The organism is Streptomyces sp. NPDC030798, from assembly GCF_055572275.1.
Map to the genome: position 1 here is coordinate 84,736 of NZ_JBVIDR010000015.1, position 22,623 is coordinate 107,358.

Below are 22,623 nucleotides of genomic sequence, written 5' to 3' on the forward strand. Positions count from 1 at the left end.
GCGCCGCCGCCGAGCTTGACCCGGTCCTGAAGGGCTTCGACCATGGGTTCGGGTAATGGTGCGCGAGGGTCAGCCAGCGATCCGGGACGCAATGAGCCGGTTGGTGAGCTCCACCGTTCCGAGGTACCACCAGAAGATCCAGTCCAGGAACGCTTCGTCGTAGTCGCCGCGCTGGTCTGCCTTGCGGTGGCGCAGGTCGTATCGGTTGGCGATCTCGAACAGTGCCCCCTCGTCCTTGCCGAGCTTGTCCTTGAGCAGGGCGCGGCGTTCCTCGAGGATGCCCGCGAGGGTGACGATCGCCGACCGCTTGCTCTCCACCGTCGTGTCCCGGCCGCGGAACAGGGCGATCGCGTGGCGGACCCGGGTCGTGATGTCCGGGGCGCTGTCGTTGAGCGCCTGGTGTACCAGCGCGCTGCGGGCGTCGTCGGTGACGGCGACCAGGCGCCCGAGGTCCTCGCCTTCGGCAGCCAGCTCGTACTCGATGCCGGCCTCGCGCAGTAGCTCGTTGACCTTGCCCCGGTACAGGATGCGGGCGGGCCCGTTGTGGAACTCCGAGTGGTGCCACCCGCAGTTGTTCCAGGAGTGGAAGCGGCGGGTGCGGGGCCGGCTGACTAGGTCGTGGAAGACCTCGATCAGACCGAAGAAGGTGTCCTCGTCCCATGTTTCCGGGGTCAGAGGCCACAGGTCCGGGATGCCCAGTCGCTGCTCGATCACTCGTGAGGCGTCCGGCAGCTCGATGGGGTCGTCGACGCATTCCTCGCCGAAGACCTCCGCCAGGTAGCCGTTGTGGGCGAAGTCGCTGATGATCCGGGTGAAGTCACGGCGGGTGTCGCGTGCTGTGCTGCCGTCGTGCGACAGGCCGCGGCCCTGCCGCTGTGGCCAGTACGGTCGCGGCTCGGCCGCATGCCGCAGTTCGGCTGCGCGGCTAACTAGCTCCTTCAGCCACTCCCGCTTGTCCATCCCGCCCCGCTGCCCCCAGCCGGGGGTGGTGCTGGCCCACGGATCGTCCGAGGGTGCGGGGCGCTCGGGCAGGTCCTCGAAGTCGGCCGCCGCTGTGGTGCCGACCAGGGCCTCCGTCAGCAGCCATACCGCCTGCTCCTCCCACGAGGTGTTCGACGACCGAAGGACCCGCTCGCCTTCGGACACGAACAGCGACGTCGGCCAGCGGAGCTCGTAGTTGCTCAGATCCAGACTCACCGCGTCATCATCACCCACCCAGGCAGGCTTCAACTGGCCCACGGAGCATGAGCATTCGGCCGGGAAACGGTCCTTGAACGGCCTTCGCGGTGGACAGCATCCCTCATGGCGCTCAGCGTCGTCCCAGTTCATGCCGACCCCAGGGGGCTGTCCATGGCCAAGCGCACCGCGAAGAAGGGCAGCAGCAGACCAGTACGGCTGTCCGCCGACCGGCTACGGAAGGGCTGGCCCGGCCCCGCCGGCACCCGCGTACGGCTCGCCACGGCAGCGGACACGGACACCGTCGACGCGCTGCTCGACACGGCTGGAGCCCGGCTCATTCCGGCGCTGCGGTCCTCCATCGAGCAGGGCACAGCAGGCGCCGCCCTCCTGGACGGTCTGGACGGCACCATCAAGACGTTCTTCGAGGACTTCGCGCGCCGGACCATCGGGCACTCGATGGCCGACTCGATGGCCAGTGTCAGCCTGACTCTCGTGGCCGCCGACGAGCAGGACCGGCCGATCGGCGCTCTGTCCGTCACCGCCCCCGGAACCATCATTGAGCGGGCTCTGGAGCACGGGTACAGCTACGTGCAGGCTGTGACCCTGAGCGTGGCCATCGCCAAAGTACACGGCCTGGCGGTAGCCGAGCAGGCCCGCGGCCAGGGCCTCGCCAGCTTCCTGCTGAAGCGGGCCTGGCAGGTCTACGACCAGCTCGACTACTTCCTGCTGTACGGGTCCTTCGAGACCGAGCGGGACCTGGGCGCCTTCTATAAGGGCTGCGGATACACCGTGCACGCCCCCGGCGAGGGATTCCTTCTCGACCGGATCGACCTGCCCTTCGGCATCCACGCCGGCCCCGACCAATGCGTGGTCACCCGCTGGCGGCCTCCCCGCTGAGCGGCCGCCGGCCGTTCACCTCACAGGTCCGTCCACGGGCGAGGATTACCGCCGACCAGAGGCATCCACACGTCCTGGGAGGGACCGTGCTGCTCCAGGTCTTCCAGCACGGCGGCTCCCAGCCGGACCTCCCGAGCGAGACCCGCCACGAGCGGGTGCTGAGCGACCATTGCCTGCAGATCGCTCATCCGATTCTCCAGCCTGGCCCGGGAGGCACCGGTGAGCACGAAGAGCACCCGGGGAAAAACCGGATACCAGCGCAGCCAGGCGGGACCTGCGGTGGCCTGCCTCCGCCGGCCGACGGGCTGGGCCTCGTACTGGAACAGGCGGGCGTATTCGATCAGCTTCACGGCCAGCCGCTCACTGCTCATGGTGCTGCGATCGACTTCCACGAACGCACGCAGCTTTCGCCGGTGTTCGCTCTCGACGACCGTGTAGTACATCACCGCGTCGGCCACGATCCGCTCGCCCTCGCCGATGGAGTGGGACACCTCAGGGGTCCAGTCCCAGGGGCCGTGCTCGTGCCCGAGCCGGCGGGCGTCTGCGGCGAAAGCAAGGTGAGCGCGAACGACGGCGAGCGTGTGCGGGGTCTTCAGCGACGCTGCCGTGGTCGAGGTGATGGGGTAGGGCGGCCGCCCCCGCAGGACGGGCAGGTCCCGGGTCAGCCGGGCGCCTTCCTGCGTGAGGTACCAGGCGTTGGTACGGGTCCGGTTCGCGTCCGGCAGCACCGTGCAGTCGACGAAGCCGTCGGAGCGCAGCCTGTTCAGAACACGGGACATCAGCTGTCGCGTGCCGTCCGGGCGCAGCATCCGGCGCAACTGGCTGGTGGTGACGATGCGGTGCTGGGCGAGCCCCGCCAGCACTTGGTGGGCCAAGGGCTCAGCGGGGCTGGGGGCCAGTTTCGTCGCCGGAGTGCTCCGTGCGGCGCTGCTCATGAGACGTTTCCTTCCGCGGCCGTGGCGGTCTCCGGCGGAGACCTTCGGTTGCTGCTTCAGGAAACCCGCGGGCCCCGACCAGACCCCCGACCACGAAGCCCCGACCATGGTCACGAAGTCGAAACAGCCTCGCGATCTGCGCCGTGGCTGACGTCCATGGCCCCGACCACGGGTCGCGCCCGCGCGCCAGAGCAGCTTGCTCCTGCCGGGGAGTTCGCCAGCTTTACGGCAAGGGGCTGGGGGTGAACCAGGAAGAGGGCGGCCCCAAGAGAAGTTCGGCGATGGCCGGTCCGCAGCAGCCGAGGGCTGCTGCGGGGCGTGGTGGCGAGCCACGCCATGCCGGCCATCGTGCGACACCCGGCCCGCAAGGGACCAACGACCCGTAACCGGATGCCGCGTCTATGGGGCGGTGGGCGAAGGGGCGCTCACCGCCGGTTTCTGCCCCGGGGTTGGGCGGCCTGCTCGAGGATGCGCCGACGCGTCCACCGTCGGCGCCCGCCCTTCTCCGTGAGAGCGTCGGGGGTTTCCAGCAGGGGCAGATTGCCCTGGGACAGGCTGCTGGAGAAGGAGTTGACGCTTTTGAACCCCAGCAGTGCCGCGGCCTGAGTCGCTCCGAGGAGCTCGTCGGGGTCGCCGTCGACAGGGACGTCGGGCAGTGCGGGGGCAGTGCGCTTCGCGCCGGCGTGCTTGCCGCGGCCCGGCCGGGTGGCCATCCAGTCCAGCAGGGTCTGCACGCGCCACAGCTGTCGGCGGTAGGGGTTTTCGGCGGTGCCCAGCTCTTCGACGACGTCCGGGTCGGGGAAGTACCCGGGGTGGTCGCGGACGAAGGTGGTGACCTGGTTGGGGTTCTTATAGCCCAGGAACCTCGAGGCCTCGGCGGCGTTCAGCAGGTCCTGCGGGTCACGGGCGGGCGGTGTGTGCTCGCGCAGGCGTGCCGGCGGGCGGTTCGCGAACCACTCGCTGACCTTCGCGTGGTCCCACAGGCGGGCGCGGCCGCGCATGTCGGCGATTTCGGGGAAGCCGTTCTCGGCGCGGTCGTTGTAGAGGCCGCTGATCCGCGCGGGCGTCAGGCCCTGTTCAGCCGCGATCTCGGCAGCGTCGGCCAGGCGAGGCTCACGGCGCGAGGTCATGGCAGAACCGTCCGTCCTGTCGGAGGCGAGCCGGCCTGCCCGGCTCACAACTCACATAATGGCAGGAGTTTGGGGCGGGGGTCCAGTACGCTGCCCAGGTTTTCCCGGCCGGTGCCAGGAAGAAGTCATTCCTCCGGGATCAGGCACACACCGCGGCGAGCCGCGTCCTGGGCCATCTCCGAGTAGGCCAGGGCTGCCGGAGTCATCTCCCACTCGGCCAGGGCGAGCAGCAAGACCAGCTCGTCGCGGTCCTGGGACGCATCGCACGGCATGCCGGCCGCGGTCGCGGCCGCGACCAGATCCCCGCCGGACAGCCCGGCGAAGCGGGCCGCCACCGTGTCGCGCAGGTCTGCAAAACCCTGCTGGTACAGCTCACTCGCTTCGCGCAGGAGCAGCACCAGGTCCTCGTCGTGGCTGGCCGGTGCGGCCGCGGCGAGGTCGAGGAGGCGCTGGGTGGTCGTCGTCATCATCAGCAGTATGCCCTTCAAGAAAGATCAGAGACGTGTGGGAAATCTTCAGAGCGGAGCGGCACAGCCATCGCACGGAGATCGTCGTGTCCGCCGGGCCAGGTCGGGCTCCTTGCGGGGCTCCTCCTCCAGAGCCGCTCGGACCTGCCCTCGAGGGCGGTGAACTCCGGGCCGTCGTCGGAGCAGACCACGCCGGGGTCGGGCGCTCCGCAGGCCGCTGCGTGCCGGATCAGATCGGTGATGCGCCAGTCAGCGCGGAAGCTGTCGCCTCGGATCTGTTCGACCTCGGCGTACAGGTCGGCCAGCCGCGGCCGCCGGCCGATGGAGAGCAGCACGTCGTGGCTGGAGGCGAAGACGCACAGCGAGCACGAGCAGCGGGAGGTTCCGCCCCAGTCGCCCGCACCGGGCGCCGAATCGTACGTCCAGCAGTACGGCACCGGCGCGTCGGCGTGCCACTCCTTGACCGCGTCGGTCGACCAGTGCTTGACGGGCAGCCACTCGTCGACGACGCGCGCACTATTGGCCTGCACCGTACGGAACGCCTCCCGCTTCTTGCGGTCGGGCCCCTCGTCGCTGCGCAGACCCATGACCTTCAGGATCCGCACCGGGCGGCCGAGCTCGCGCTTCAGACGGTTGACGATCGGCGTCCAGGCGCTGGAGACCACGCTCTCCTTGGCGCTCTTGCGGCAGTACGGGCTGCCCATGCGCGGGAAGCGCCCGTACGCCGCGATCTCGGTTAGCAGGCTGCGCGGCATCCGGGTGCCGTCCGGGCCCGGCATCGTGCGGGTGACCTCCAGGTGCCGGTCGGCTGGCACCCCGAAGGCAGCGCTCTGCAGCGCGGCGAGCTCGGACACCCCGGGATAACGGATGCCGCCAAAGACCACCGGCGGACACTCCAGCACTCCGAGGCTGGAGTGGTAGGAGATCACCCGGTCGGCCACGCCGGCGGCCCGGGCGGCTTCCATGAACACAAACATCATGACCGCGCTGTCCTTGCCGCCGGACAGCTGGGGCGCGAGCAGGTCGTAGGAGGTCAAGTCGGGCGCGCGATGCGGGCGGTGGACGGTACGCGAAGGCATGGCAGCTCCAAGGAGACGAGAACGGGGGGCGGCAGGACTGGCGGCCGATCGCGGGCGGCGGTGCCCGAGCACCTCACGCCGCTGCAGGCTCGGCGTCTGGACGTTTCGGGTAGGGCCGCAGCACGGGGAGACCTAGCTCGATCTCCTCCCGCTCACGGCGGGTCCGGCCAAGCCGGAACACGTAGCGGTGCACACCGCGGTGCCGGACGTTGCGGGCGCCAACCGCGACCAGGGCCTCACGCAGCCACCGAGCCGGGTCGCAGCCGGGCCGCGGCCGCGGAGCTCCGAGCGCAAGGAGTTGAGCAGCGGCGTATTCGTGGCCCTGCTCGGCGCGGCGGATCTTCTGCGCTGCCCGGTCGTGGAAGACGGTGCCGTCCGGCAGAAGCTTCACCGTCCGGGCGGTTGCCCGGCCGGCGTACACCGCGTTCGTCGCCGCGTAGATCGTTCCCACGTGCCCGGGCATCACCAGTCGGCCGGAGGCGGTGCGGCGCGGGACGGGGTCGGCGAACGAGACAACGCCGCGTACCCCGTCCGCGAGCAGAGCATCGAAGCAGCGGGCGAGGAACCACGACTCCGAGTTGCCAGGGCACTCATCGAGCAGGACGAAGCGCGAGCACACCAGCGACTCCGTGTAAGGGCGCAGCCCCGGCAGGGGCTTGGTGAGGACAGCTGTGCTGACCGGAACCCCGAACACGGCAACGCCGCACAGCCGACGCCTGCTGCCGGACACGTCGTACAGGCCGAACTGCACCTTCACCGCCGGGTACGACCGGGAGTAGTGGTGCGCGACCACAAACGTCTTGGCCGGCTCTTCCTCGGGGATGACGTCCACGCGGTAGTTCCGGGCATCGAAGCCGCCATCGCGGACGTGGCGCCAGGAGTGCTTTCCCGCCCGCCACCGCTGGCACCAGGGCGACGCTGTCTGTGCCTCAGCCAAGTCCTCGAACGGCAGCGTCTCTTGAACCGGGAGGTTCACTGTCCCTCCCCGTCTGCTGCGGTCTTCTCGGACAGGTCCGCATCCAGGCCGGGAAGCAAGGTGAGCTGATCGTCGGAGACGGAGGAACCGCGTCGCTGCCGCACCGGCCTCTTCTCCGGGGCGGCCGGAGTGTCCACGGGGTCCGTGCCGTCGGCAGGGTCGGGGCAGGGGCATAACCACCGGCAGGGCTGCTGGCCGAGCCCGTGGTGGATCACGGCGACGACGAAGCCGCCGCGGTCGGTGATGGTGCCGGCGTAGTCGTCGAGGCGGGGGCCGCTGGCGCTGACGCACTGGGCGTGGTGACCGGAGCCGCAGGGGTGGCAGATGCCCCGCTCGCAGGAGCACCAGCGGTGGAAGCCATGGGGGTAGGCGTCCTCGATCTTGCGCAGTCCCCTGGTCCAGGCGTTCGCGCGGACCCAGGCGCCCTCCGCCTCGGTCATCGGGGAGGTCACGCCGGAGGGGACGGGGTCGAGGATGCCCATGATCGATGCGCCGATCAGGCGCAGCCAGGTCGTCATGTCTCGTCTCCGAACAGAGTTGGGGTGGTGTGGAGTTCGTTCATCCAGGCGAGAAGGCGGGGGAGGTTGGTGTCGGGTCCGAAGGCGAGATAGGTGCCGTCGCAGCTGGTGCACCCGAAGGCCTGCGCGATGCGCAGCCGCCGGCGGGAGTTGACGCGGCCCATGTGGACGGTCAGGCCTCGCTCCTGCGCCCTCAGGGCCAGGCGGTGCGCGGCCGGTGAGGTCTTCCACTGGGTGGAGCCCGCGAGGAACAGCACGTCGATCAAGTCCCAGGGGATGAGGCCGTTCTCGCTGCCGTCCTGGGCGGCGAAAGCGACCGGAACACCCAGTGCGCGGATCCGCTCCAGCCATGGCAGCGACTCGGCCAAGGTCGCCGCGGCGTCCATGGGGACGTCGGGGGCGACGGCCCACAGGCAGCGGTCTCGGCCGTAGCGGTCGACGGTCGCCTTCAGCCAGGCGAACCAGGCTTCGGCGCCGGGCCAGCCCTTGCCGAACTTGCCGTTGTCGCAGGCGTACAGGGCACCGGGCGGGATCACGTTGCCCTGCGCCGGGGTCGTCATGCAGCCCAGGAGGCCGGCCTGCATGGCGGCCCGTACGTCAGCTCCGGACGGCGTTGCCAGGTACAGCACGGCGCGGGAGCGAGGCACGGGCAGGGGATAAGGACATGGGTGCGCGCATGACGGGTCCTTCCGAAGGTCGGCGGTCGGGCGGTTCAGGCGAGCGGGAGCTGGGCGGCGGCACCGGAGAGCAGGGCGTCCCACTCCTCCTCGAAGGCCTCGTCCTGCTTGTTGATCACGCGGGCGGGGGCGGTGGCGAAGAGTTCCTCCGCCATCGGCCACGCCTTCGCGCGGCGGCGCACCCAGGAGCGGGCGCGCCCGTAGATGGGGTCGTGCTCGACGTCGACGTGGTGTCGCTCGGAGACGGAGATCAGTCGCCGGGCGAGCTGCTGGGGGCGGCCGAGGTCGACGCGCTCGGTGGAGCGCATCACCGGCCGCCGCTTTCCGGAGTCGGACAGCAGGAACAGCCGGCGCACGTGGTACAGCGCCCACGGCATGTCGAGCTCCCGCTCGAACGCCTCCAGGCACGCCCGGTCCCGCGGCCGCGAGGGGTCGAACATCTCCAGGAGGGTCTTGCGGCCGTAGAGCTTCGCGTTGGGGTTGAGGCTCATCGCCGTGTACTCCAGGCGCAGCACCTCACCGGCGATGTCCGGGTGGGAGCGCATGCGTTCCAGGTGGGCGGGCAGCGCGCCCATGGAGGTGGGGAAGCAGCAGAAGGTGCAGTACGACTTCGGCCAGTGCACGCCGAACCGGTCCAGGAGGTAGGCCTCGCACTGCTGCCGGTCCCAGCCCCAGTCGATGAGCGGGAACACGCCCGTGCGCCCGGGAACCTTCGAGGCGGCTTGGTCGCCGAAGCGGCGGCCTTCCTCGTCGGCGTTGAAGCCCATGATCTGCCTGAACGGGCGGCCGCCGAAGACCTGGGTGATCCACCGGTCGCCGACCTCGCCTTTCGCCCGCAGGCTGCACTTGCGGACGCCGGCCTGCTGCGGGACGGTCCCCACGGACTCCAGCTCGTCCCACAGCGTCCACAGGCCCCGGGCGAACAGCCGTTCGGGACGGCGGGAGTCGTCCAGGACCGTGATCCCGTCGGCCTTCAGGTGCCCGGCCCGCGCCAGCTGCACGAACCGCACGCCGCGGGAGCGCAGCAGCGGAAGCATGAACTCCTCGCACAGCAGCCGGGTTTCGGGCCACTCGCTGCCAGTGGCCATGTAGAGGACGGCGGTGCGCGCCAGGTCGATGCCGTGCGCGGCGGGGTCGGTGAGCATGCGCGCGAGGTAGGCGGTGGAGTCCGCGCCGAGCCCCCAGTTGATGACGGTGTCCAGCTCGTCGTCGGTAGCGAGGCCGGGCAGCGACGGCGTGAACGCGGTGCTGGGCATGGCGGTGCGTCACTCCTTCGCGATCCGGTCGGGCAGGGGCTGGGCGGGGATGATGAGGACCAGGGCGTCGGCGAGCCACGGGTCGCAGGTCGGCCAGGGATGACCGTTGGACAGCACGACGACGGGGCCGGGTTCGTGGGTGAGGTGGCAGCACACGCCGCACTGGCAGGCCGGGTCGTAGGGCTCGGGGTGGGCGGTGTACTGGTCGTTGAAGTAGTCGGCGCCGCGCAGGGAGACAGCGGCCAGGATCAGGTCGCCCTCGACGACGTCGCCGGCGCGGGCCACGCGCGCGTGAACGGGCTCGGCGAGCAGTGGGGCGTGGTCGGCGTCGTCGGGGTAGGCGGTGACGACTGCCTCGAAGAAGTCGACGTGCTCAGGCACGGCACGGTCCTCTCCCTAGCCTGTGCCCGGCCGTGAATGGCTGGGCACGGGAAGGTGGTTGGGGTCTCAGAGCAGGGCGAGCGCGGCTGCGGGGTCCGCGACCAGGACGGCGCGCTGCTCGGCGAGCAGGCGGGCGCTGCCGCTGGAGCGGACGTCGCCGTCAGGGGGCGCGGCGAGCAGGGGCCGTTTGAGGGCGAGGGCGGACTCGGCGGTGCGGGTCGCCTCGGCGTGGTCGAGGGCCTCGATGAGGATCACCGCGCGGGCGAGTGCGGCGAGCAGGCGGGCGCTGGCCTGGAGCGTCGCGCCGCTGGCGGCGGTGCCGGGCCGGTAGAGGCTGACCACTGCGCCGCCGTCGGCGGGGATGGAACGCAGCATCTGGGCGTGGTCGTGCGGGTGGGCGCGGTCGAGTCCACGCGGCAGGACGGCCAGCGTCGCCCGGCCCGCCTGGGCAGCTGCCCGGTGGGCGGCGGAGTCGACGCCGTAGGCGAGTGTGGCGGTGACCGTGTGGCCGGCCTCGGCGATCGCCGCGGCGAAGGCGTGCGTGCGGGTGATGGCCTGCTCGGTGGCGTTCCGGTTGCCGGTCACGGCGACGGAGCGGGCGGCCAGCTGGGGCAGCTGGTCGTCGCCGCGGACCCACAGGCCCAGCGGGCAGTGGGGCCCGAGGTCCGCCAGGGCGGTGGGCCAGACCTCGTCCGAGGGGATGACGAACGGGCAGGTCAGTGTTGCGTTGTCGAGTTCCTCGCGCGGTTTGTACTGGGCCAGGCGCGCGCTGTTGTCGCGGCGCACGCGCCGCTGCCAGACCTCGGCAGGGGAGTAGTCGGCGAGGTCGGCGGCGACCTGGTCCGGGGCGAAGTGGGCGGCCAGCGCGGCGCGGGCGGCACGTTCGGGCAGGGCGGGCTCGGGCATGGCGGCCTCTCGGGCATGGCGCGGCACCGGCAGGCGAACCGGTACCGCGCCGGGGTGGGCGGTGAAGGGGAAGAAGGGACAGAGGGTCAGCGGCCGACGTGAAGGGGAGAGCCGTCGGTGCCTGAGGTGGCGGTGCTGGACCAGCCGGAGGACCTCTGCTTTTCCCACCAGGCGGGAGGATTGCCGGGCTGCCTGGTGGGGGGACGGGGCGCGCTCGGAGCGGCGGGCTGGGGCGTCGGTGGAGGGGTGACGGGAGCGGCGGCGGCCGGGCTGGGCAGGCTGGCTTCGGTGTAGGCGATGCGCTGGCGCAGGCTGATGCCGAGGTCGTCGACGCTCAGGTAGATGGAGTTGTCCTTGATCTCGGTGATGCGGCCCTTGACCAGGACGGTGACTCCGCTGGTGAGGGATTCGGCGGCGTTGCGGGCGAGGTCCCGCCAGGCGGTGCACACGTAGGGGATCGGGGTCCCGTCCCGCCACTTCTGTGTGGCGGCGTCCCACTGGCTGGGGGTCTCGGTGAGGCGGAAGCGGCAGACGGCGATGCCGGATTCGGTGAAGCGGCATTCGACGTCGCTGGTGACGGTGCCGGACACGTGCGTGATCGACGGGGCCATGCGTACACCTCCTATCTCAAATAATAGTGTGTTCTGAGGTTGAGTCAATCCCCCCTCGTCCGCTGCATCCAGCGGCCCAGCCTTCGCAGCCACTGCCGCCACCCTCCGGCTGCCGCTGGCGCCGGTGTGGCGCCCCCGCTGAACACCGTGGAGTCCTCGACCTCCACGTGCAAAGGCACCGTCTGCCCGGGCTGGACGAGCAACTCGTCGGTGGTGTCGAGGTGAACCGATACCCGCACGGCCTGCATGTCGGCGTCCAGGTAGGCGAAGACCAGGACTCCGGCGATCTCGATGCAGGGCAGGCCTTCGTCGTCGGGGCCGGCCATCGGGTGGAAGACGGCTGCGCTGTTGACCTTGGCGCAGACGTCCTCGTCCGGGAAGCGGAAGCCGTCCGGAGCAGGCAGGGTCCGCACCAGCCGACCGACCTCGTCGGCGTACAGCGAGTAGTGCTCGTCTCCACGTTCTTGGTCCGCCCCGTAGTACAGCTCGACGGCCTCACGGTCGTTCAGGGGTGGGCGCTCCGGGATGCCGTCGTCCCCGAGCAGGTTGTCCCAGCTGCTGCGGACGTGCCCGGCCAGGGCGGCCAGCGCGGAGTCCTCGTCGTTCCACAGCGTCACCTCGTCCTCGTGACGGTCCTGGCGGCGCAGCACCCAGACGCTGCCCGCGACGAGCCGCGTGCGGGGCACCGGGCCGGCGAAGTCGAAGCGAGCGAGCCACTTGCCGAGGATGTCGACGGTGTCCGCACCGGGCCACTCGTCGGTGCGCTCCTGAAGCGCGTTCATCTGCTCGTACAGGTCGATGACGGCTGCACCCTCGGGCGTGGCCGGGTCGGGCGTGATCACGGAAGCCTCCTTCAACGAAGGGATGGTGGGGCGAGTGGGGGTCACGGGTTGCCGTCCAGGAGGCTGCGCACCAGCCCCATCAGGCGTTCCTGCTCGGCCGTGAGCTGGGCGGTGCGCAGGACGCGCCTGCGCAGTACGGGCACGTCGAGGCTGATGCCGGCGGGAACATCGGGCTGCTCCGGCGGAAAGACCAGACGGTAGTTCCGGGTGTAGATCATCCATGCCTCGTACCGGTCGGCCGGGCTGCCGCTGCGGGCGGCGTGGCCCTCGTCGGGCGAGAGCGACGGACACGGGCAGGATGGATCGGTACAAGGCCGCCCAGCCGGGTGGCTGGCCAGGACGGGAGGCTGCCGGTAGTGCGTGGCCGTGCCGTTGAGGATGGGACAGTGCGCGGCGGCGTACGGCAGGCACTCGGGGTGCAGCGCCGGTTCCGGCGAGCAACCTTGGGTCACGTCGGCCGGGCGCACGATCAGGAAGCACCGCTCGTCAAGGTGCTGGCCACAGATCTGGCACAGGCGGTGCAGGAACGCGGTACGGGCCCGCTCGGCGTCGAGACTGCCGAATGCCGCGTGGCCGCCGTGGATCAGAGACACCCACGGCACTACCAGCCCGCCCGCCAGCGGCCGGCGCGCACAGCGTTGAGGGATCGGGTGCATCGGTGACGTCCTTCGGATCGCGGGAATGTGGGTCGGCTGGGAGCGACGACGGCCGGGCATTAGCTGTCCTCCGGAGGGGGCGGACCGGTCAGGAGCGCTTCCCAGTGGGCGTAGCGGCAGTCGGTGGCGGCGTGCAGGCGCAGGTGCAGCCAGGCCAGGTCTTGCCCGGCCCGCAGGACGGCTTCGGCGCCGATGGCCGCGGCCCGCGGATACGCCGTGCCGTCATCGGGGTCGGCGGCCGCCACGATCAGGCCCGGCCGGTGGGGCAGGTGGCGGAGCGTGAAGCTCGTGTAGCTGCGGTCATCCAGGAGCACGAGCGGAGCGCTCTGGTACTCCTCGGAGGTGAACAGAGGTGAGGGCAAGTGCTTCACAGGGACCGGGCACGGCAGCAACCCGATCGGGTCGTCGTCGAGGCGGTCGCTGATGACCAGCACCGGCTGGTGGGGTCTCTCATCAAAGGCCTGTGCGGAGGCGGACATGGTGGGTGACACGTCGCTTTCGTGAGGGGGCGGGATAGCCAGACGGGCTGTCCCGCCTCGCGCGGGTCCGGATCCGCCTGCGCCGCACGAGGCGGTGCGACGCAGGCACGCTGGGTCAGTCCTCGATCAGCTCCAGGCAGGAGATCGGGACACCGTTGCCGGGAATCCGGAAGCGACGGACGTTCTGCGGGATGCGGTAGTGGCTGTTGCGGGGGTGGGCGCGCAGCTGCCGGGTCGACTCTTCGTCGAGAAGGAAGCCCGCGCGGCTGCCGGTGCGGTTGCGTTCCTGCACGGTGCCGGTCAGGCCGCGCAGCAGCTTCGAGCGCAGGGCGGGGGTGATGCGGGCCCGGCGCCCGGACTGGATGTGAGCGAACGCGGCCTTGTCGATGGCGCGGAGCCGCTGTGCGGCGGCCTCCTGTACCTGTGCGACGGCTGCCGCGTCGGGCAACTGCCGGATGAAGTCCCGGACGTCGTCGATGGTGATGGGCATGCTGGTTCGCCTCTCTGCGTGGAGGGGTGGACAACCGGCCGAGCACGGGGTGTGCCCGGCCGTGGGGTGGAGGAGCCATTCGAGGCGGCGCGGTGGGGCGGGTATGCGGGCTCAGCCCCAGTCCGGGCGGTCTAGGAGTCGGCCGGGATGTCGGTGAGTTCGATGCAGGAGGCCGGGACCTTCGGGATGCGATAGCGCTTCTCGCCGTCGGGGACGGTGAAGCGGGTGTTGTGCGGGTCGCGGCGCAGCTGGTCGGTGGAGTCCTCGTCCAGCAGGAAGTCGAAACGGCTGCGGGTCTTGTTGGGTTGTCCGACGGTGCCGGTCAGGCGGCGCAGGCAGGCAGGAGTGATCGTGGTGTTGATCCGGCCGATGCGGCCCGGGAGGATGACCGGGCGCTTGGCAGCGTCCAGTTCGATCAGACGCGTGGCCGCCGCCTCCTGGAGAGCGACCACAGCTCCGACGTCGGACAGTCCGCTGACGAAGGTGCGGATTTCGGCAAGGGTGGGCATGGGGCGCCTCTTTCCTGGTTCGTGATGGGGCCGAGGGGTCGGTCTGGCGTTCCGGGGCGGGCACCGGATGTCGGCACCCGCCGGATCCGCGTGGGTCAGGCCGCAGCGTTGGGCCGGTGGCTGGCGACGGCCTGCTGCTCGACCTCGGACAGCTGGTAGCTGCCGTCGTCGGCCTGTCCGAGGGATTCCAGGAGCAGCAGGTAGGCGGCCTGGAGCCGGTCGGGGGACTCCCAGAGGTAGACGTGCGTCATCCGGGCGGTGTCGAACTGCTTGGGCTCGCGGATGGCGTCCTCGAACGCGGCGGCGACCTGGGCGAACAGCACGTTGGCCAGACGGTTCTTGGGGAAGCTGGCGGCGGTCTCGGAGGCCGAGTCGTTCTCGGGGTCCTTGGCTCCGAGCAGCAGCGCCACGGTCTGGGTGCGCTGCTTGTCGGCCCACTTGCCGTAGAAGCGGGGCAGGTCCATCAGGATCTGCTGGGCGAACAGCCGGGCCTCGTCGGGCAGGGTCTTGCCGCGCACCAGCCGCTTGACGAACTCCTGCCTCGGTCCGGCGGCGGCCTTCCAGGCCCGGTTGCACGCCACGATCCGGGCCCGCTCCTCGGCCTTGTGCTCGTCCTCCTCGGTCTTGGGCTTCTTCGGCTGGGCCCGGACCTTGTGGCCGTACGCGGCCGGGTCGGCGCAGTGCCACACGGGCCGGTGCTCGTCGTCGAGGCGAGCGCTGTGGCCGGGGCAGTTCTTGTGGTTGTCCTCGGTGAGCGGGTTGCCCAGCCCGCTGGTGAGCTCCGTCAGGGGACGGGACGGGTCCTTCTCGTAAGACGGCACCCTGCCCAGCAGGGGGATGTTCGCCGCCCTCAGCTCCTCCTCGGCCTTGGCACGGGTCTCGGCGTCGGCCTGCTCGGCGCGCAGCAGGGCCATCTCCTGATCCCAGTGGCCGCGCCCGCCCTTGCCCTCGGCGTGGTCGCGTGAGAGCGCACGCATGAGCCGGTCCTCCGCGCCCCGCACGCCCGCGACCTCGGCGAGCTGGGCGGTCTGCTCCAGGTCCATGCCTGCCGCCGCTGTCCGGCGCAGGACGGCGTCGTTGAGCTTCTGCGCCGCCTTCGCCTGCTTGGCTGCGTTGCGGCCCACACCGAGGGCCTTGGCGGCCGTGCGCCGGTCGACGTCGGTCATGTCGATCAGGGCGAGTTCCTGGGCCCGAAGGGTGTCGCGCTCGCTCATGCCCTCGCGGTGGTCGTTCTCGACCAGGGACAGAAACCGCGTCCAGCCGTCGCGGCCGACCAGGTCCTCCCGCACGTATGCCATGACCAGGCGTACGGGGCGGCCGTCCTGCTCGGCGGCGGCGTTCGCGGCCTGCGCCGCCTGGGCGCGCCGCCAGCCCTTGAAGACGCCGAAGGTCCCGTCAGGCCGGGGCCGGACACTGATGGGCTCCTCGACGCCGAGTTCCTTGACGGATGCGATGAGCTTCTCGTCCGGCTCGGTGTCGTGCTCGCGCGCGTTGCACTCGTCGCGCACCAGCAGTGCCGGGTCGAGCTTGACGACCTGCGGCGCGGCCTCCTCGTGTTCGTCGCTCTTGTCGGTCGGGGTCGAGACGGCGGTGGCCATGCGGCTCTCCTTCTCCTTGCCTCATCGGTGAATTGGCGGGAACCAACTCCCTTGTATTGAAAATAATAGTGTGATTCTTGGTGAGGTCTAGATACCCCCTGACCAGCGGCAATGCCGGTCTGGTGTGCTACCTGCGCCTCCGAACTGCCTTGCGAGCGGCGTCCGTTCGGTGCCCGGGTGGCGTGGGGCGTCCGGGGGTGGCCGGCGGCCGGATTCAGGCAGTGGACGGGCGCTGGCTGCGGAGGTGGGCGGCCCGGATCTCGGCGTCCAAGTCCGGGTGCTGCCGGGATGCCGAGGGCAGCAGTGCATCGCGGACGTCCATAGCCCGGGTGAGGACGCCCAGTTGCGCGGGGGACAGCACCCAAGGACCCTGCTCGTCGGCGTCCAGGGCGGCCAGCAAGTCTTCGGCGGCCTGGACGTCCTCAGCACGCTGGTACACCGGGTGGGTCCGGTTGAGCCGCAGGGCGAGGACCAGACTCGCGCCGAGGTGCGGGGCGTGGCAGCGCCGGGTGGGCGTGATCACCTGGTGGCCGTCCGGCACGGCGAGAACCTGGAGCACGCCCGCGAGCACAACGAGCCGTTCGTCGCTCTGTACGGGGAACGTCGACTCGGTGGCGCGGTTGCCGCAGGACCGGCAGGCGTAGGACCCCGGATCCCGGGGCTCGTAGCGGCCCCCGTGGCAGATGTGGCAGAGGATCGGAACCGGCATGGCGCGGACCTCCTTCGTGCGGGCGCCGCAGCGCCCGCACGGATCGACAGTCAGGGTTTCACGCGGGTGACCTGGCGGGTTGGCAGGTGGATGCGCAGGACGTCCTCGTGCCCGGGCGGGTCCAGTGCCGCGAGCCGGTTGAGTGCATCGGTCAACTCCGGATCGGCGAACACCTCCTCGGCCAGGGCCGCCTCGCCCACCGGCACGGCCACCGACGTGGTGCGGGTGTGCCTGAGATCCGGAACGTCCTCGGTGCTCGCGAGCGCCGCGACGAACGGGCTCCATCCGACGTGCATGCCGTCCGCGGTCCGGCGCTCCGTCGTCGTGAAGTACGCGGCGACCACCGGGCGGCCGTCGCCGGGCTGCTCCGCTACGAACTCCAGGGCTCGGTCGACGGCGACCTGCCGCCACGCCTCCTCGGTAGCCGAGAGGGCTTCGATGATCAGCGCGTCCAGGGATCTGGGTGCAAGACGGCGAAGCGCGTCGCGCACCGGAGGATCGGTTGGCGCGGCCAGCAGTTGGGCCAGATCGAGGGGCTTCATCGGCGGTGTCCTTCCTCGCGTGCGGCTGGGGCGGCCGTGCGTGCCATCGGGGCTCCAACAACATCAATAATAGTGTGTTTGCGGCACGTGTGAACCAGCCCCTGGCCTGCTGCTTTGTTGCTATTCGCGGTCCCGGTGCGGCGGCAGCGGGAAGCTGCGCCGGGGGTCGAGCCGCACGCACCGCTCGCAGTACGCCGTTACGCGGTTGGCGGTGCACTCGCCCCACTGGCACTCGAAGTCCTCGCGCGGCCCGCACAGCAGGCAGCGCCCAAGGGCGATCCCGTGCAGCTCGCACAGTTCCCAGCGCTTGCGCTGCGGCAGCAGCTCAAGGGCTGGGCGGGGGCGCTCGAGACGGGCGGGCTCGGCGGCCGGGAAGGACTCGTCCCCGTCGCGCACCCAGCGCGGTGACAGCTCATCGAAGCGCTCGGGCGTGGTGTAGTACGGCTGGCCGGCCGGAGTGAACACCATGGACAGGTGCCCGTTGGAGACGAGCGTCTCCAGGTGGCGGTGGCTGAACTCCCGCATGAGGGAGAGCATCTCGTCCTGGCGCAGGCTCCAGGCGTACCCGTACCGGCGCAGGATGCGTCGCTCGGTGGCCGCCGGGCCGCTCTGGGCGGCGTCGAGTGCCTCCACGGCCGCGATGGCGGCCGTGGGGTTGGAGGCCAGTTCGCGCGCTGCGTCCTCCGCGGCCGGGCGGGTTGTGTGGCTGCTGAGCGTGTACCCGTGGAGCTGGTCTACGACCTGGTGGGCTCCTTCGTGCCCGGTGACGGCGTACCGGACGGGCGGCTTGGGGCGGCGTCGGGGCATGACGGAACTCCATCCGTGCAAGGGGCCTGCGGGGTCGGGGCAGTTGCCCGGCCGGGGAGGGGGCGCCGGTCAGGCGGTGGGCAGCGGCGTGTAGGAGGAGAAGACGTAGTGGCCCAGTTCGCGCAGGGCGCCGGCGGTGAGTTCCACGGCCGCGGGGCTGTTGTCAGTCGGGCGGGTGTACGCCTCGATCTCGCTGTTCCAGGCGAATCCCTGGGCTGTGAGGGTCTCCTCGGTGCCGGGCGTGAGGTCGTCAGAGGACCTGGGGGCGGCGACCAGTCCGTGGGCGGGGTCGGGTACGACCAGGAACACCGGGTCTCCTTCCGGCGCGGGCCACCCGGACGGGGCGGCCCGCAGGTCAGGGCTGACGGCTGGTCAGTGAGTGACGGTGACGGTGTAGTCGGCGTCCAGGACGGCGAGCGCGGCACGGATGGCGGCGCGGGTCTCCTGGCTCGGAACTGAGTAGGGGAAGTCCAGGGCGTGCACGGCGTCGTCCAGGTCGAGATCGCGCATGGGCAGTGTGTATCCGCTGCGGTAGAGGGCGACGGCGGTTGCGGTGGCGACGCGGCTGCGGTTGTAGGCGATGGCTTCCTCGGCGGTGACGTCGGTGCCGAGCGCTTCGCGTGCGGTGGGCGGCAGCGCCGCGATCCCGGCGCTGAACCGGCGGGCCGGAATCCGGAGGCGTGCCGATCGCAGGGCGCGGCGCAGCGTTCGAAGCATGGCAACTCCTGGGATTGGAAGGGGGAAGGGGCCGTCACGGGGGGAGGTGACGACCCCTTAACCTCGTTACTAATAATAGTGTGAGTTGTGAGGGTGTGAACCCCCCTGACCTGCGCAAACGAGGAGAGTGCGCGAGGTCAGAGCCTCGGCGTGTGCGCCGCCAGGGACGTGGGCGCCGCCCTGGTGTACGCCTGAGAACTGGGGTCGTCGCCCTGGCGGGCGGGTGCCGGCGGCGGCCCGGCTCGTTCAGTGATGGTGTCCCGGCGTCGGGCCGTCCGGGCTGAGGTCGGGCGGCGCGCAGTAGTCGACGTCCGATTCCGGGGAGATGGGGTCGCCGGAGTCGATGTCGGTGCAGTAGGCGTCGAAGACTTCTCCGGCCGTGAGGGGTTCGAGGTCTCCCGCTCGCAGCCGCCAGCCGTAGACGCGGTCCGGGGCGCCTGGGCTGCGGGTCCTCATGATGAGTGCGCCGGGCAGGGCCGCGAGACCGACCGCCAGGACCGTGGTGAATTCGAGGGCCTCGGTGTCGTCGAGGTGGGTCGCACCGTCGGGGTCCGTGTCCGCGTGTAGGACGGAGACCAGCGTCTCCGGCGTTGCCGAGACGCTGCACACCAGGTGGCGGGGCCAGGGTCGGCCGTGTCGAGGATGCGGACGAGGAAGTCTCGGGCGCGGGCGAAGGCCTCTTGGCCGACGTCCTTTCCGCAGGCGGCGCAGGCGCCGAGGCGGGCCAGGAGTGTGGAGGCGTACTCCCAGGTGGCCTTGCGGACGGCTTCGTCGATCAGGACCGGGACGAGCTCGGCCAGGGGCTCGCCGTCGTACGGGATGGTGGGGCCCGTCGTGGCAGCCTCGGCGGTAAAACGGGTGCGGCTGGACGGGTTGTCGGGGTCGAGGCCGGTGTGGGCGCAGAAGTCGGCGTACTCCTCGGGATCGAAGAGGGCGAGCATGGTGTGCATGCCCTGCGAGGCGCAGGCCTTGAGAAGGTCCTCAACCCCTGCCAGGTAGGTCGCGTAGTCGTCGAAGGCGAAGCTGCGGTAGTGCCGCATGGCGCGGAAGTCGTGCTCGTCGGTGAGTAGCCCGATGGTGCCCGAGATTTCGCGGCGCAGAACGCGGCGCATCGTCTGGCGGTCGGTACGCGCCGCGTCTCCTCCCGTGCGTGATCGTTCGGCGTCGGGCTCGTTCGGGCGGCACTCGGAGGGCGGGGGTGTGTAGGACACGTGCGCGCCTTTCTCGTGGGTGAGTTGAGCGGACCGCCTCTGCGGGGACGGATGGCAGGAGCGGCCCGCTCGCGCTGGCCGGTCGTCGGGGGCGTGCGGCTGGCGGGCGGCGGTCCCTGCGGGGGTGGTGGGCCCCGCCTCACATGTTTAATAATAGTGTGTTTATTGAGGTTAGGGACCCACCCCTGACCTGGTTGTTCACTCCCGCGCGGGTTGGGCGAACGCAGCCAGCATGGAGATCACTCGGGCGGGGCGGCTGGATGCTTCGACGGTCACCGACTCCCCGGAGCCTCCGACGATTACGCACACGCTGTCCACTTGGGCGGGGCCCTGCTGGCCGGGCGAGCGGGCGTCGTGCTGCCAGATGATCCGTGTACGCCGGTACTGCTCCTCGATACGGGCGCCGGGGAGCGCGCCCGCCACGGCTTCGGCGACTGCGGCGCGGGCGCTGGCCTCCGCCTGCTGTCGGGCGGCGATCTGGGTGGCCAGTTCGGCGGCCTCGGTGTGCAGCGGGTAGAGCCGCCGGGTGATCTCGCGTGCCACATGGCGGGCGCTGATCGCTGTGACCCCGATCGACGGGGTCTGCACCTGGGTCTCGTCCGGGAGGGCCGCGTAGACCTTGAGCCTGCTGGGCTGCTCGTCGTCGGGTTGGCACAGGCGTACGGCGCGGCCGTCGCCGTCGACGATGAGCCGTGCCAGACCGCGGGAGTACTCGGGCAGCGGGGCGGTCCGGCAGTGCGTGCCCAGCTCCCGCGCCACATCGTCGGCGAATACGTCGAATTGCTCCTGGGTGGTCAACTCCTGCGGCATGGCGGCGTCTTCACTCCTTCGGGAGGGTGGTGGGTGCCCGGCTCGGGCGGCGCGGGCGCGTCCTGGTCGCGGGGCTCGGCGTCTCGGCGGAAGTCCTCGGCGGCGTAGCCGGTGTCGCACGTCGGCTTACAGAACTGGCCCGGTGCTGCGCCGCACGTCTCGCACCAGTCGTCGAAGTCTTCGGGGCGCCACGGCCGCAGCGGGCCGGTCACGCGGGGAACGCCCGGATGTGGTCGACGACCGCCCGGGCGGACAGGACCGGAGACCGGTGCATCGGCTCGGTGCACTGGGCCTGCCAGATACTCGCGGGCCGGGACGGGGTGATCTGGTTGCTGGTGGCCGGGCTGATGCTCCACTCGCGGCTGTGCGCGTCGGTGGCGGTGTAGGTCAGGAACTCGGGCTTGTCCTGGCGGCCGTTGTCCCTCCAAGAAAGGCCGGCGGCCGTGAGGGCGCGGCCCAGCTGGGCGCAGCGCTCGCGGGTGATGTGACCGAAGGTGGCCAATGCGCGGTCCCTTCTGTGACTGGCGGCGGTGTGAGGCGGGCGGGCGGCGGGTCAGGTGCGGCCGGACGGCTGGGGCTTGCGGTAGCGGTACAGGAAGCGCGCGGCCCATTTCCGGCTGGCGAATCCGGGGATCCCGCCGCCGCTGCCCGGGCGGTTGCCCGGATACTCGGCGACCCACTGGCACACTTCCGGGTCGTGCCAGACGACGCCGTAACTGGTGCTCGGGTCCTGGCGGTCGAGGACCTGGTAGCCGTACGAACCGGTGTTGCGGGGGAACGTGAACTCCTCGGGCATCGCGGCCCTTTCGGTCGGCGCTTGGGGCGGGAGGGGGCGGTGTGGGGGAGAAAACCCCCTCACGCAACATCCATAATAGTGTGATCTAGGGTGGCGTGAACCCGCCCCTGACCTGCTGCTTTTGAGGCCGAGATCAGCGCATGAGCATGCGGGGACCGGCGGTGACCGCGTCGGGCGGCTGGTGGTCGCGGTAGTCCGAGACCTTCACGTACCCGCCGGGCATCGTGTCCAGCCGCAGACCGGGCCCCCAGTCGTCGGTCACGTCCTGGGGGAGGATCTCGACGTCGTCGGCCTCGACCTGCTCGGCCCAGCCGGTCACTTCGCGGCCGAGGGCCCGCCGCCACGCCAGCAGGACGGGGAAGAGCTGGCCGCAGTCGTCGACCAGGGCGACGGCGCGGGCCTCGTTCGGGCCCGGGCACTCGGCGTAAGTGGGCGTCTCGGGGCGGGTGCGCTCTCCAAGGGTCATCAACCAGCGCATCGTCACGACATCTCCAGTTCCAGGCGCGCCGCGTGCGGGGCAGCGTGCGCGGACGGTGGCGGGCGGCGGGCCGGGCGTCGTGAGCGCTGCTGGGCACGCAGGGAGTCGGCTTCGGCCTGGGCGCGGCGGGCGTGCTCATGCTCTCGGGCGGCCGCGGTGAGGCAGTACGGGGCCCACCACTGCTTCACGGCGACGGTGCGGGCCAGCGAGTTGGGGAGTACCGAGTAGGGGAGGTCGGCCAGCATCAGCAGCAGGACCGGGTGCGGGGAAGCGAGGAACCAGCGGGCGACGGTCCACCAGGCGGCCACGGCGGCGCGCCGCGCGGGGTGGGCTGCGCGTGCCTCCCGCTCCAAGCGGGCGGCTTCGGCCTGGTGGTGGGCGGCCGACCAGGTGAGGAAGCGCAGCAGGGCGGCAGTGTCCCGCTGCCGGGAGGCGTCCAGGATCACGGGCAGGTCGTCGCGCTGTGCGACATGGGCGGCGCAGGCGCGCAGGACGGCGGTGAGCGTCGCTGCCGTTTTCTCGGGCGGCTCGTGTCCGTCGGCGGACGTCATCGGGTACACGCTGACCTGGGGGCGGTCGGCGTAGTCGTCGGGGTAGAGGGTCAGGCTGCCGTGGTAGCGGGTGCGGCTGCGGGTGAGCCGCGGTAGGGCGTCGTCGGGGGCGGTGGTCTGGTAGGCGTTGACGGGGCCGAGGCAGGCGCGTACGGCGGTGAACTGGTCCCAGTGGTGGGGGTGGTGGGTGCCGGTGACGTGCACGCTGCCGCGCATCGCCCCGCCCAGCTCGAAGACGACAGCGTCGTCCTGGCGGGGGCTGGCGGTGGCGCGCACGGTGCCGGCGGGCGTGTCGACGGTCAGGCTCGGGCTGGTCATGGGCTGCGGCTCCTCGGCGGTTCGGTTCGGTGAGCGGGGGCCTGCCGCCCCGCGCTCGCCGAAGGGGAGGGCGCGGGCGGCGGGGCGGCAGGTCTTCG

The 22,623-nt window shown here is 71.1% G+C and carries 29 protein-coding genes and 1 pseudogene; 1 reads left to right on the plus strand and 29 read right to left on the minus strand.

Annotated elements, in window-relative coordinates:
* Positions 1–69: 69 nt before the first annotated feature.
* Complete coding sequence (locus ACZ404_RS29790) at positions 70–1,197, minus strand: hypothetical protein (protein ID WP_468445186.1); 1,128 nt, start codon at positions 1,195–1,197, stop codon at positions 70–72.
* Positions 1,198–1,350: 153 nt separating this feature from the next.
* Between ACZ404_RS29790 and ACZ404_RS29795 the strand changes: the two genes are divergently transcribed.
* Positions 1,351–2,076 carry a GNAT family N-acetyltransferase gene (locus tag ACZ404_RS29795; protein WP_468445188.1) on the plus strand — a complete coding sequence of 242 codons (726 nt, stop codon included), beginning with the start codon at positions 1,351–1,353 and terminating at the stop codon, positions 2,074–2,076.
* Between the two features lie 20 nt (positions 2,077–2,096).
* Here the strand turns inward: ACZ404_RS29795 and ACZ404_RS29800 are convergent, their stop codons facing one another.
* The 28 genes and pseudogenes from ACZ404_RS29800 to ACZ404_RS29935 all read right to left on the minus strand — a co-directional run bounded on the left by ACZ404_RS29800 (position 2,097) and on the right by ACZ404_RS29935 (position 22,525).
* Positions 2,097–3,011, minus strand: coding sequence for a replication-relaxation family protein (locus tag ACZ404_RS29800; RefSeq protein WP_468445190.1), 915 nt, complete (start codon positions 3,009–3,011; stop codon positions 2,097–2,099).
* A gap of 425 nt (positions 3,012–3,436) precedes the next feature.
* Positions 3,437–4,141 (minus strand): hypothetical protein, encoded by a 705-nt coding sequence (locus tag ACZ404_RS29805; RefSeq protein WP_215188066.1) that lies wholly within the window; start codon positions 4,139–4,141, stop codon positions 3,437–3,439.
* Between the two features lie 125 nt (positions 4,142–4,266).
* Entirely contained in the window at positions 4,267–4,608 is a 342-nt protein-coding gene (locus ACZ404_RS29810; protein ID WP_229917461.1) for a hypothetical protein, read from the minus strand.
* Positions 4,609–4,625: 17 nt separating this feature from the next.
* On the minus strand, positions 4,626–5,687 hold the full coding sequence (locus ACZ404_RS29815) for a phosphoadenosine phosphosulfate reductase (RefSeq protein WP_468445192.1): 1,062 nt from the start codon (positions 5,685–5,687) through the stop codon (positions 4,626–4,628).
* Positions 5,688–5,760: 73 nt separating this feature from the next.
* On the minus strand, positions 5,761–6,519 hold the full coding sequence (locus ACZ404_RS29820; RefSeq protein ID WP_468445194.1) for a Mom family adenine methylcarbamoylation protein: 759 nt from the start codon (positions 6,517–6,519) through the stop codon (positions 5,761–5,763).
* Between the two features lie 140 nt (positions 6,520–6,659).
* Positions 6,660–7,181, minus strand: a complete 522-nt coding sequence (locus tag ACZ404_RS29825) for a DUF6248 family natural product biosynthesis protein (RefSeq protein WP_468445196.1) — start codon at positions 7,179–7,181, stop codon at positions 6,660–6,662.
* Positions 7,178–7,828: a hypothetical protein gene (locus ACZ404_RS29830; RefSeq protein WP_468445198.1), complete on the minus strand. Its 651-nt coding sequence runs from the start codon at positions 7,826–7,828 to the stop codon at positions 7,178–7,180. The genes ACZ404_RS29825 and ACZ404_RS29830 overlap by 4 nt, the downstream gene beginning before the upstream one ends.
* Positions 7,829–7,893: 65 nt before the next feature.
* Positions 7,894–9,114, minus strand: coding sequence for a hypothetical protein (locus ACZ404_RS29835; RefSeq protein ID WP_468445200.1), 1,221 nt, complete (start codon positions 9,112–9,114; stop codon positions 7,894–7,896).
* Positions 9,115–9,123: 9 nt separating this feature from the next.
* Positions 9,124–9,495 (minus strand): hypothetical protein, encoded by a 372-nt coding sequence (locus tag ACZ404_RS29840; protein WP_468445202.1) that lies wholly within the window; start codon positions 9,493–9,495, stop codon positions 9,124–9,126.
* A 66-nt stretch (positions 9,496–9,561) separates the two neighbouring features.
* Positions 9,562–10,401: a DNA-processing protein DprA gene (locus ACZ404_RS29845; protein WP_468445204.1), complete on the minus strand. Its 840-nt coding sequence runs from the start codon at positions 10,399–10,401 to the stop codon at positions 9,562–9,564.
* A gap of 86 nt (positions 10,402–10,487) precedes the next feature.
* Positions 10,488–11,012, minus strand: coding sequence for a single-stranded DNA-binding protein (locus ACZ404_RS29850; protein WP_468445206.1), 525 nt, complete (start codon positions 11,010–11,012; stop codon positions 10,488–10,490).
* Positions 11,013–11,056: 44 nt separating this feature from the next.
* The gene (locus ACZ404_RS29855; RefSeq protein WP_468445208.1) at positions 11,057–11,854 is read right to left on the minus strand and encodes a hypothetical protein; all 798 of its coding nucleotides are present in this window, start codon (positions 11,852–11,854) and stop codon (positions 11,057–11,059) included.
* A gap of 41 nt (positions 11,855–11,895) precedes the next feature.
* Positions 11,896–12,510 carry a cell envelope biogenesis protein OmpA gene (locus tag ACZ404_RS29860; protein ID WP_468445210.1) on the minus strand — a complete coding sequence of 205 codons (615 nt, stop codon included), beginning with the start codon at positions 12,508–12,510 and terminating at the stop codon, positions 11,896–11,898.
* A 59-nt stretch (positions 12,511–12,569) separates the two neighbouring features.
* The gene (locus ACZ404_RS29865; RefSeq protein WP_468445212.1) at positions 12,570–13,001 is read right to left on the minus strand and encodes a hypothetical protein; all 432 of its coding nucleotides are present in this window, start codon (positions 12,999–13,001) and stop codon (positions 12,570–12,572) included.
* Positions 13,002–13,104: 103 nt separating this feature from the next.
* The gene (locus tag ACZ404_RS29870; protein WP_468445214.1) at positions 13,105–13,479 is read right to left on the minus strand and encodes a hypothetical protein; all 375 of its coding nucleotides are present in this window, start codon (positions 13,477–13,479) and stop codon (positions 13,105–13,107) included.
* 131 nt (positions 13,480–13,610) lie between these two features.
* The gene (locus tag ACZ404_RS29875; RefSeq protein WP_346088439.1) at positions 13,611–13,988 is read right to left on the minus strand and encodes a hypothetical protein; all 378 of its coding nucleotides are present in this window, start codon (positions 13,986–13,988) and stop codon (positions 13,611–13,613) included.
* A 95-nt stretch (positions 13,989–14,083) separates the two neighbouring features.
* Positions 14,084–15,586, minus strand: coding sequence for a ParB/RepB/Spo0J family partition protein (locus tag ACZ404_RS29880; protein WP_404163442.1), 1,503 nt, complete (start codon positions 15,584–15,586; stop codon positions 14,084–14,086).
* A gap of 214 nt (positions 15,587–15,800) precedes the next feature.
* Positions 15,801–16,295: a hypothetical protein gene (locus tag ACZ404_RS29885; protein WP_468445216.1), complete on the minus strand. Its 495-nt coding sequence runs from the start codon at positions 16,293–16,295 to the stop codon at positions 15,801–15,803.
* A 50-nt stretch (positions 16,296–16,345) separates the two neighbouring features.
* Positions 16,346–16,837, minus strand: a complete 492-nt coding sequence (locus tag ACZ404_RS29890; RefSeq protein WP_468445218.1) for a hypothetical protein — start codon at positions 16,835–16,837, stop codon at positions 16,346–16,348.
* A gap of 120 nt (positions 16,838–16,957) precedes the next feature.
* Positions 16,958–17,644: a hypothetical protein gene (locus ACZ404_RS29895; RefSeq protein ID WP_468445220.1), complete on the minus strand. Its 687-nt coding sequence runs from the start codon at positions 17,642–17,644 to the stop codon at positions 16,958–16,960.
* Between the two features lie 69 nt (positions 17,645–17,713).
* A complete protein-coding gene (locus tag ACZ404_RS29900; RefSeq protein ID WP_346088448.1) occupies positions 17,714–17,953 on the minus strand; it encodes a hypothetical protein in 240 nt (79 codons plus the stop codon).
* 63 nt (positions 17,954–18,016) lie between these two features.
* The gene (locus ACZ404_RS29905; RefSeq protein ID WP_435279837.1) at positions 18,017–18,361 is read right to left on the minus strand and encodes a hypothetical protein; all 345 of its coding nucleotides are present in this window, start codon (positions 18,359–18,361) and stop codon (positions 18,017–18,019) included.
* Between the two features lie 246 nt (positions 18,362–18,607).
* Positions 18,608–19,473: pseudogene (locus ACZ404_RS29910) on the minus strand (hypothetical protein).
* A 297-nt stretch (positions 19,474–19,770) separates the two neighbouring features.
* On the minus strand, positions 19,771–20,382 hold the full coding sequence (locus ACZ404_RS29915; protein ID WP_468445222.1) for a hypothetical protein: 612 nt from the start codon (positions 20,380–20,382) through the stop codon (positions 19,771–19,773).
* Positions 20,383–20,590: 208 nt separating this feature from the next.
* Positions 20,591–20,884, minus strand: a complete 294-nt coding sequence (locus tag ACZ404_RS29920; RefSeq protein ID WP_468445224.1) for a hypothetical protein — start codon at positions 20,882–20,884, stop codon at positions 20,591–20,593.
* A gap of 51 nt (positions 20,885–20,935) precedes the next feature.
* Positions 20,936–21,178, minus strand: coding sequence for a hypothetical protein (locus tag ACZ404_RS29925; RefSeq protein WP_459754537.1), 243 nt, complete (start codon positions 21,176–21,178; stop codon positions 20,936–20,938).
* Positions 21,179–21,311: 133 nt separating this feature from the next.
* Positions 21,312–21,644 (minus strand): hypothetical protein, encoded by a 333-nt coding sequence (locus ACZ404_RS29930; RefSeq protein ID WP_468445226.1) that lies wholly within the window; start codon positions 21,642–21,644, stop codon positions 21,312–21,314.
* Positions 21,645–21,658: 14 nt separating this feature from the next.
* Positions 21,659–22,525: a hypothetical protein gene (locus ACZ404_RS29935; protein ID WP_468445228.1), complete on the minus strand. Its 867-nt coding sequence runs from the start codon at positions 22,523–22,525 to the stop codon at positions 21,659–21,661.
* Between the last annotated feature and the right edge of the window lie 98 nt (positions 22,526–22,623).

What these genes read in the sequence shown, in the direction of transcription:
- ACZ404_RS29795 (WP_468445188.1), top strand. Translation starts at nt 1,351, where the DNA reads ATGGCCAAGCGCACCGCGAAGAAGGGCAGCAGCAGACCAGTACGGCTG.
- ACZ404_RS29800 (WP_468445190.1), bottom strand. Translation starts at nt 3,011, where the DNA reads ATGAGCAGCGCCGCACGGAGCACTCCGGCGACGAAACTGGCCCCCAGC.
- ACZ404_RS29805 (WP_215188066.1), bottom strand. Translation starts at nt 4,141, where the DNA reads ATGACCTCGCGCCGTGAGCCTCGCCTGGCCGACGCTGCCGAGATCGCG.
- ACZ404_RS29810 (WP_229917461.1), bottom strand. Translation starts at nt 4,608, where the DNA reads ATGACGACGACCACCCAGCGCCTCCTCGACCTCGCCGCGGCCGCACCG.
- ACZ404_RS29815 (WP_468445192.1), bottom strand. Translation starts at nt 5,687, where the DNA reads ATGCCTTCGCGTACCGTCCACCGCCCGCATCGCGCGCCCGACTTGACC.
- ACZ404_RS29825 (WP_468445196.1), bottom strand. Translation starts at nt 7,181, where the DNA reads ATGACGACCTGGCTGCGCCTGATCGGCGCATCGATCATGGGCATCCTC.
- ACZ404_RS29835 (WP_468445200.1), bottom strand. Translation starts at nt 9,114, where the DNA reads ATGCCCAGCACCGCGTTCACGCCGTCGCTGCCCGGCCTCGCTACCGAC.
- ACZ404_RS29845 (WP_468445204.1), bottom strand. Translation starts at nt 10,401, where the DNA reads ATGCCCGAGCCCGCCCTGCCCGAACGTGCCGCCCGCGCCGCGCTGGCC.
- ACZ404_RS29850 (WP_468445206.1), bottom strand. Translation starts at nt 11,012, where the DNA reads ATGGCCCCGTCGATCACGCACGTGTCCGGCACCGTCACCAGCGACGTC.
- ACZ404_RS29860 (WP_468445210.1), bottom strand. Translation starts at nt 12,510, where the DNA reads ATGCACCCGATCCCTCAACGCTGTGCGCGCCGGCCGCTGGCGGGCGGG.
- ACZ404_RS29870 (WP_468445214.1), bottom strand. Translation starts at nt 13,479, where the DNA reads ATGCCCATCACCATCGACGACGTCCGGGACTTCATCCGGCAGTTGCCC.
- ACZ404_RS29875 (WP_346088439.1), bottom strand. Translation starts at nt 13,988, where the DNA reads ATGCCCACCCTTGCCGAAATCCGCACCTTCGTCAGCGGACTGTCCGAC.
- ACZ404_RS29880 (WP_404163442.1), bottom strand. Translation starts at nt 15,586, where the DNA reads ATGGCCACCGCCGTCTCGACCCCGACCGACAAGAGCGACGAACACGAG.
- ACZ404_RS29885 (WP_468445216.1), bottom strand. Translation starts at nt 16,295, where the DNA reads ATGCCGGTTCCGATCCTCTGCCACATCTGCCACGGGGGCCGCTACGAG.
- ACZ404_RS29890 (WP_468445218.1), bottom strand. Translation starts at nt 16,837, where the DNA reads ATGAAGCCCCTCGATCTGGCCCAACTGCTGGCCGCGCCAACCGATCCT.
- ACZ404_RS29895 (WP_468445220.1), bottom strand. Translation starts at nt 17,644, where the DNA reads ATGCCCCGACGCCGCCCCAAGCCGCCCGTCCGGTACGCCGTCACCGGG.
- ACZ404_RS29905 (WP_435279837.1), bottom strand. Translation starts at nt 18,361, where the DNA reads ATGCTTCGAACGCTGCGCCGCGCCCTGCGATCGGCACGCCTCCGGATT.
- ACZ404_RS29915 (WP_468445222.1), bottom strand. Translation starts at nt 20,382, where the DNA reads ATGCCGCAGGAGTTGACCACCCAGGAGCAATTCGACGTATTCGCCGAC.
- ACZ404_RS29925 (WP_459754537.1), bottom strand. Translation starts at nt 21,178, where the DNA reads ATGCCCGAGGAGTTCACGTTCCCCCGCAACACCGGTTCGTACGGCTAC.
- ACZ404_RS29930 (WP_468445226.1), bottom strand. Translation starts at nt 21,644, where the DNA reads ATGACCCTTGGAGAGCGCACCCGCCCCGAGACGCCCACTTACGCCGAG.
- ACZ404_RS29935 (WP_468445228.1), bottom strand. Translation starts at nt 22,525, where the DNA reads ATGACCAGCCCGAGCCTGACCGTCGACACGCCCGCCGGCACCGTGCGC.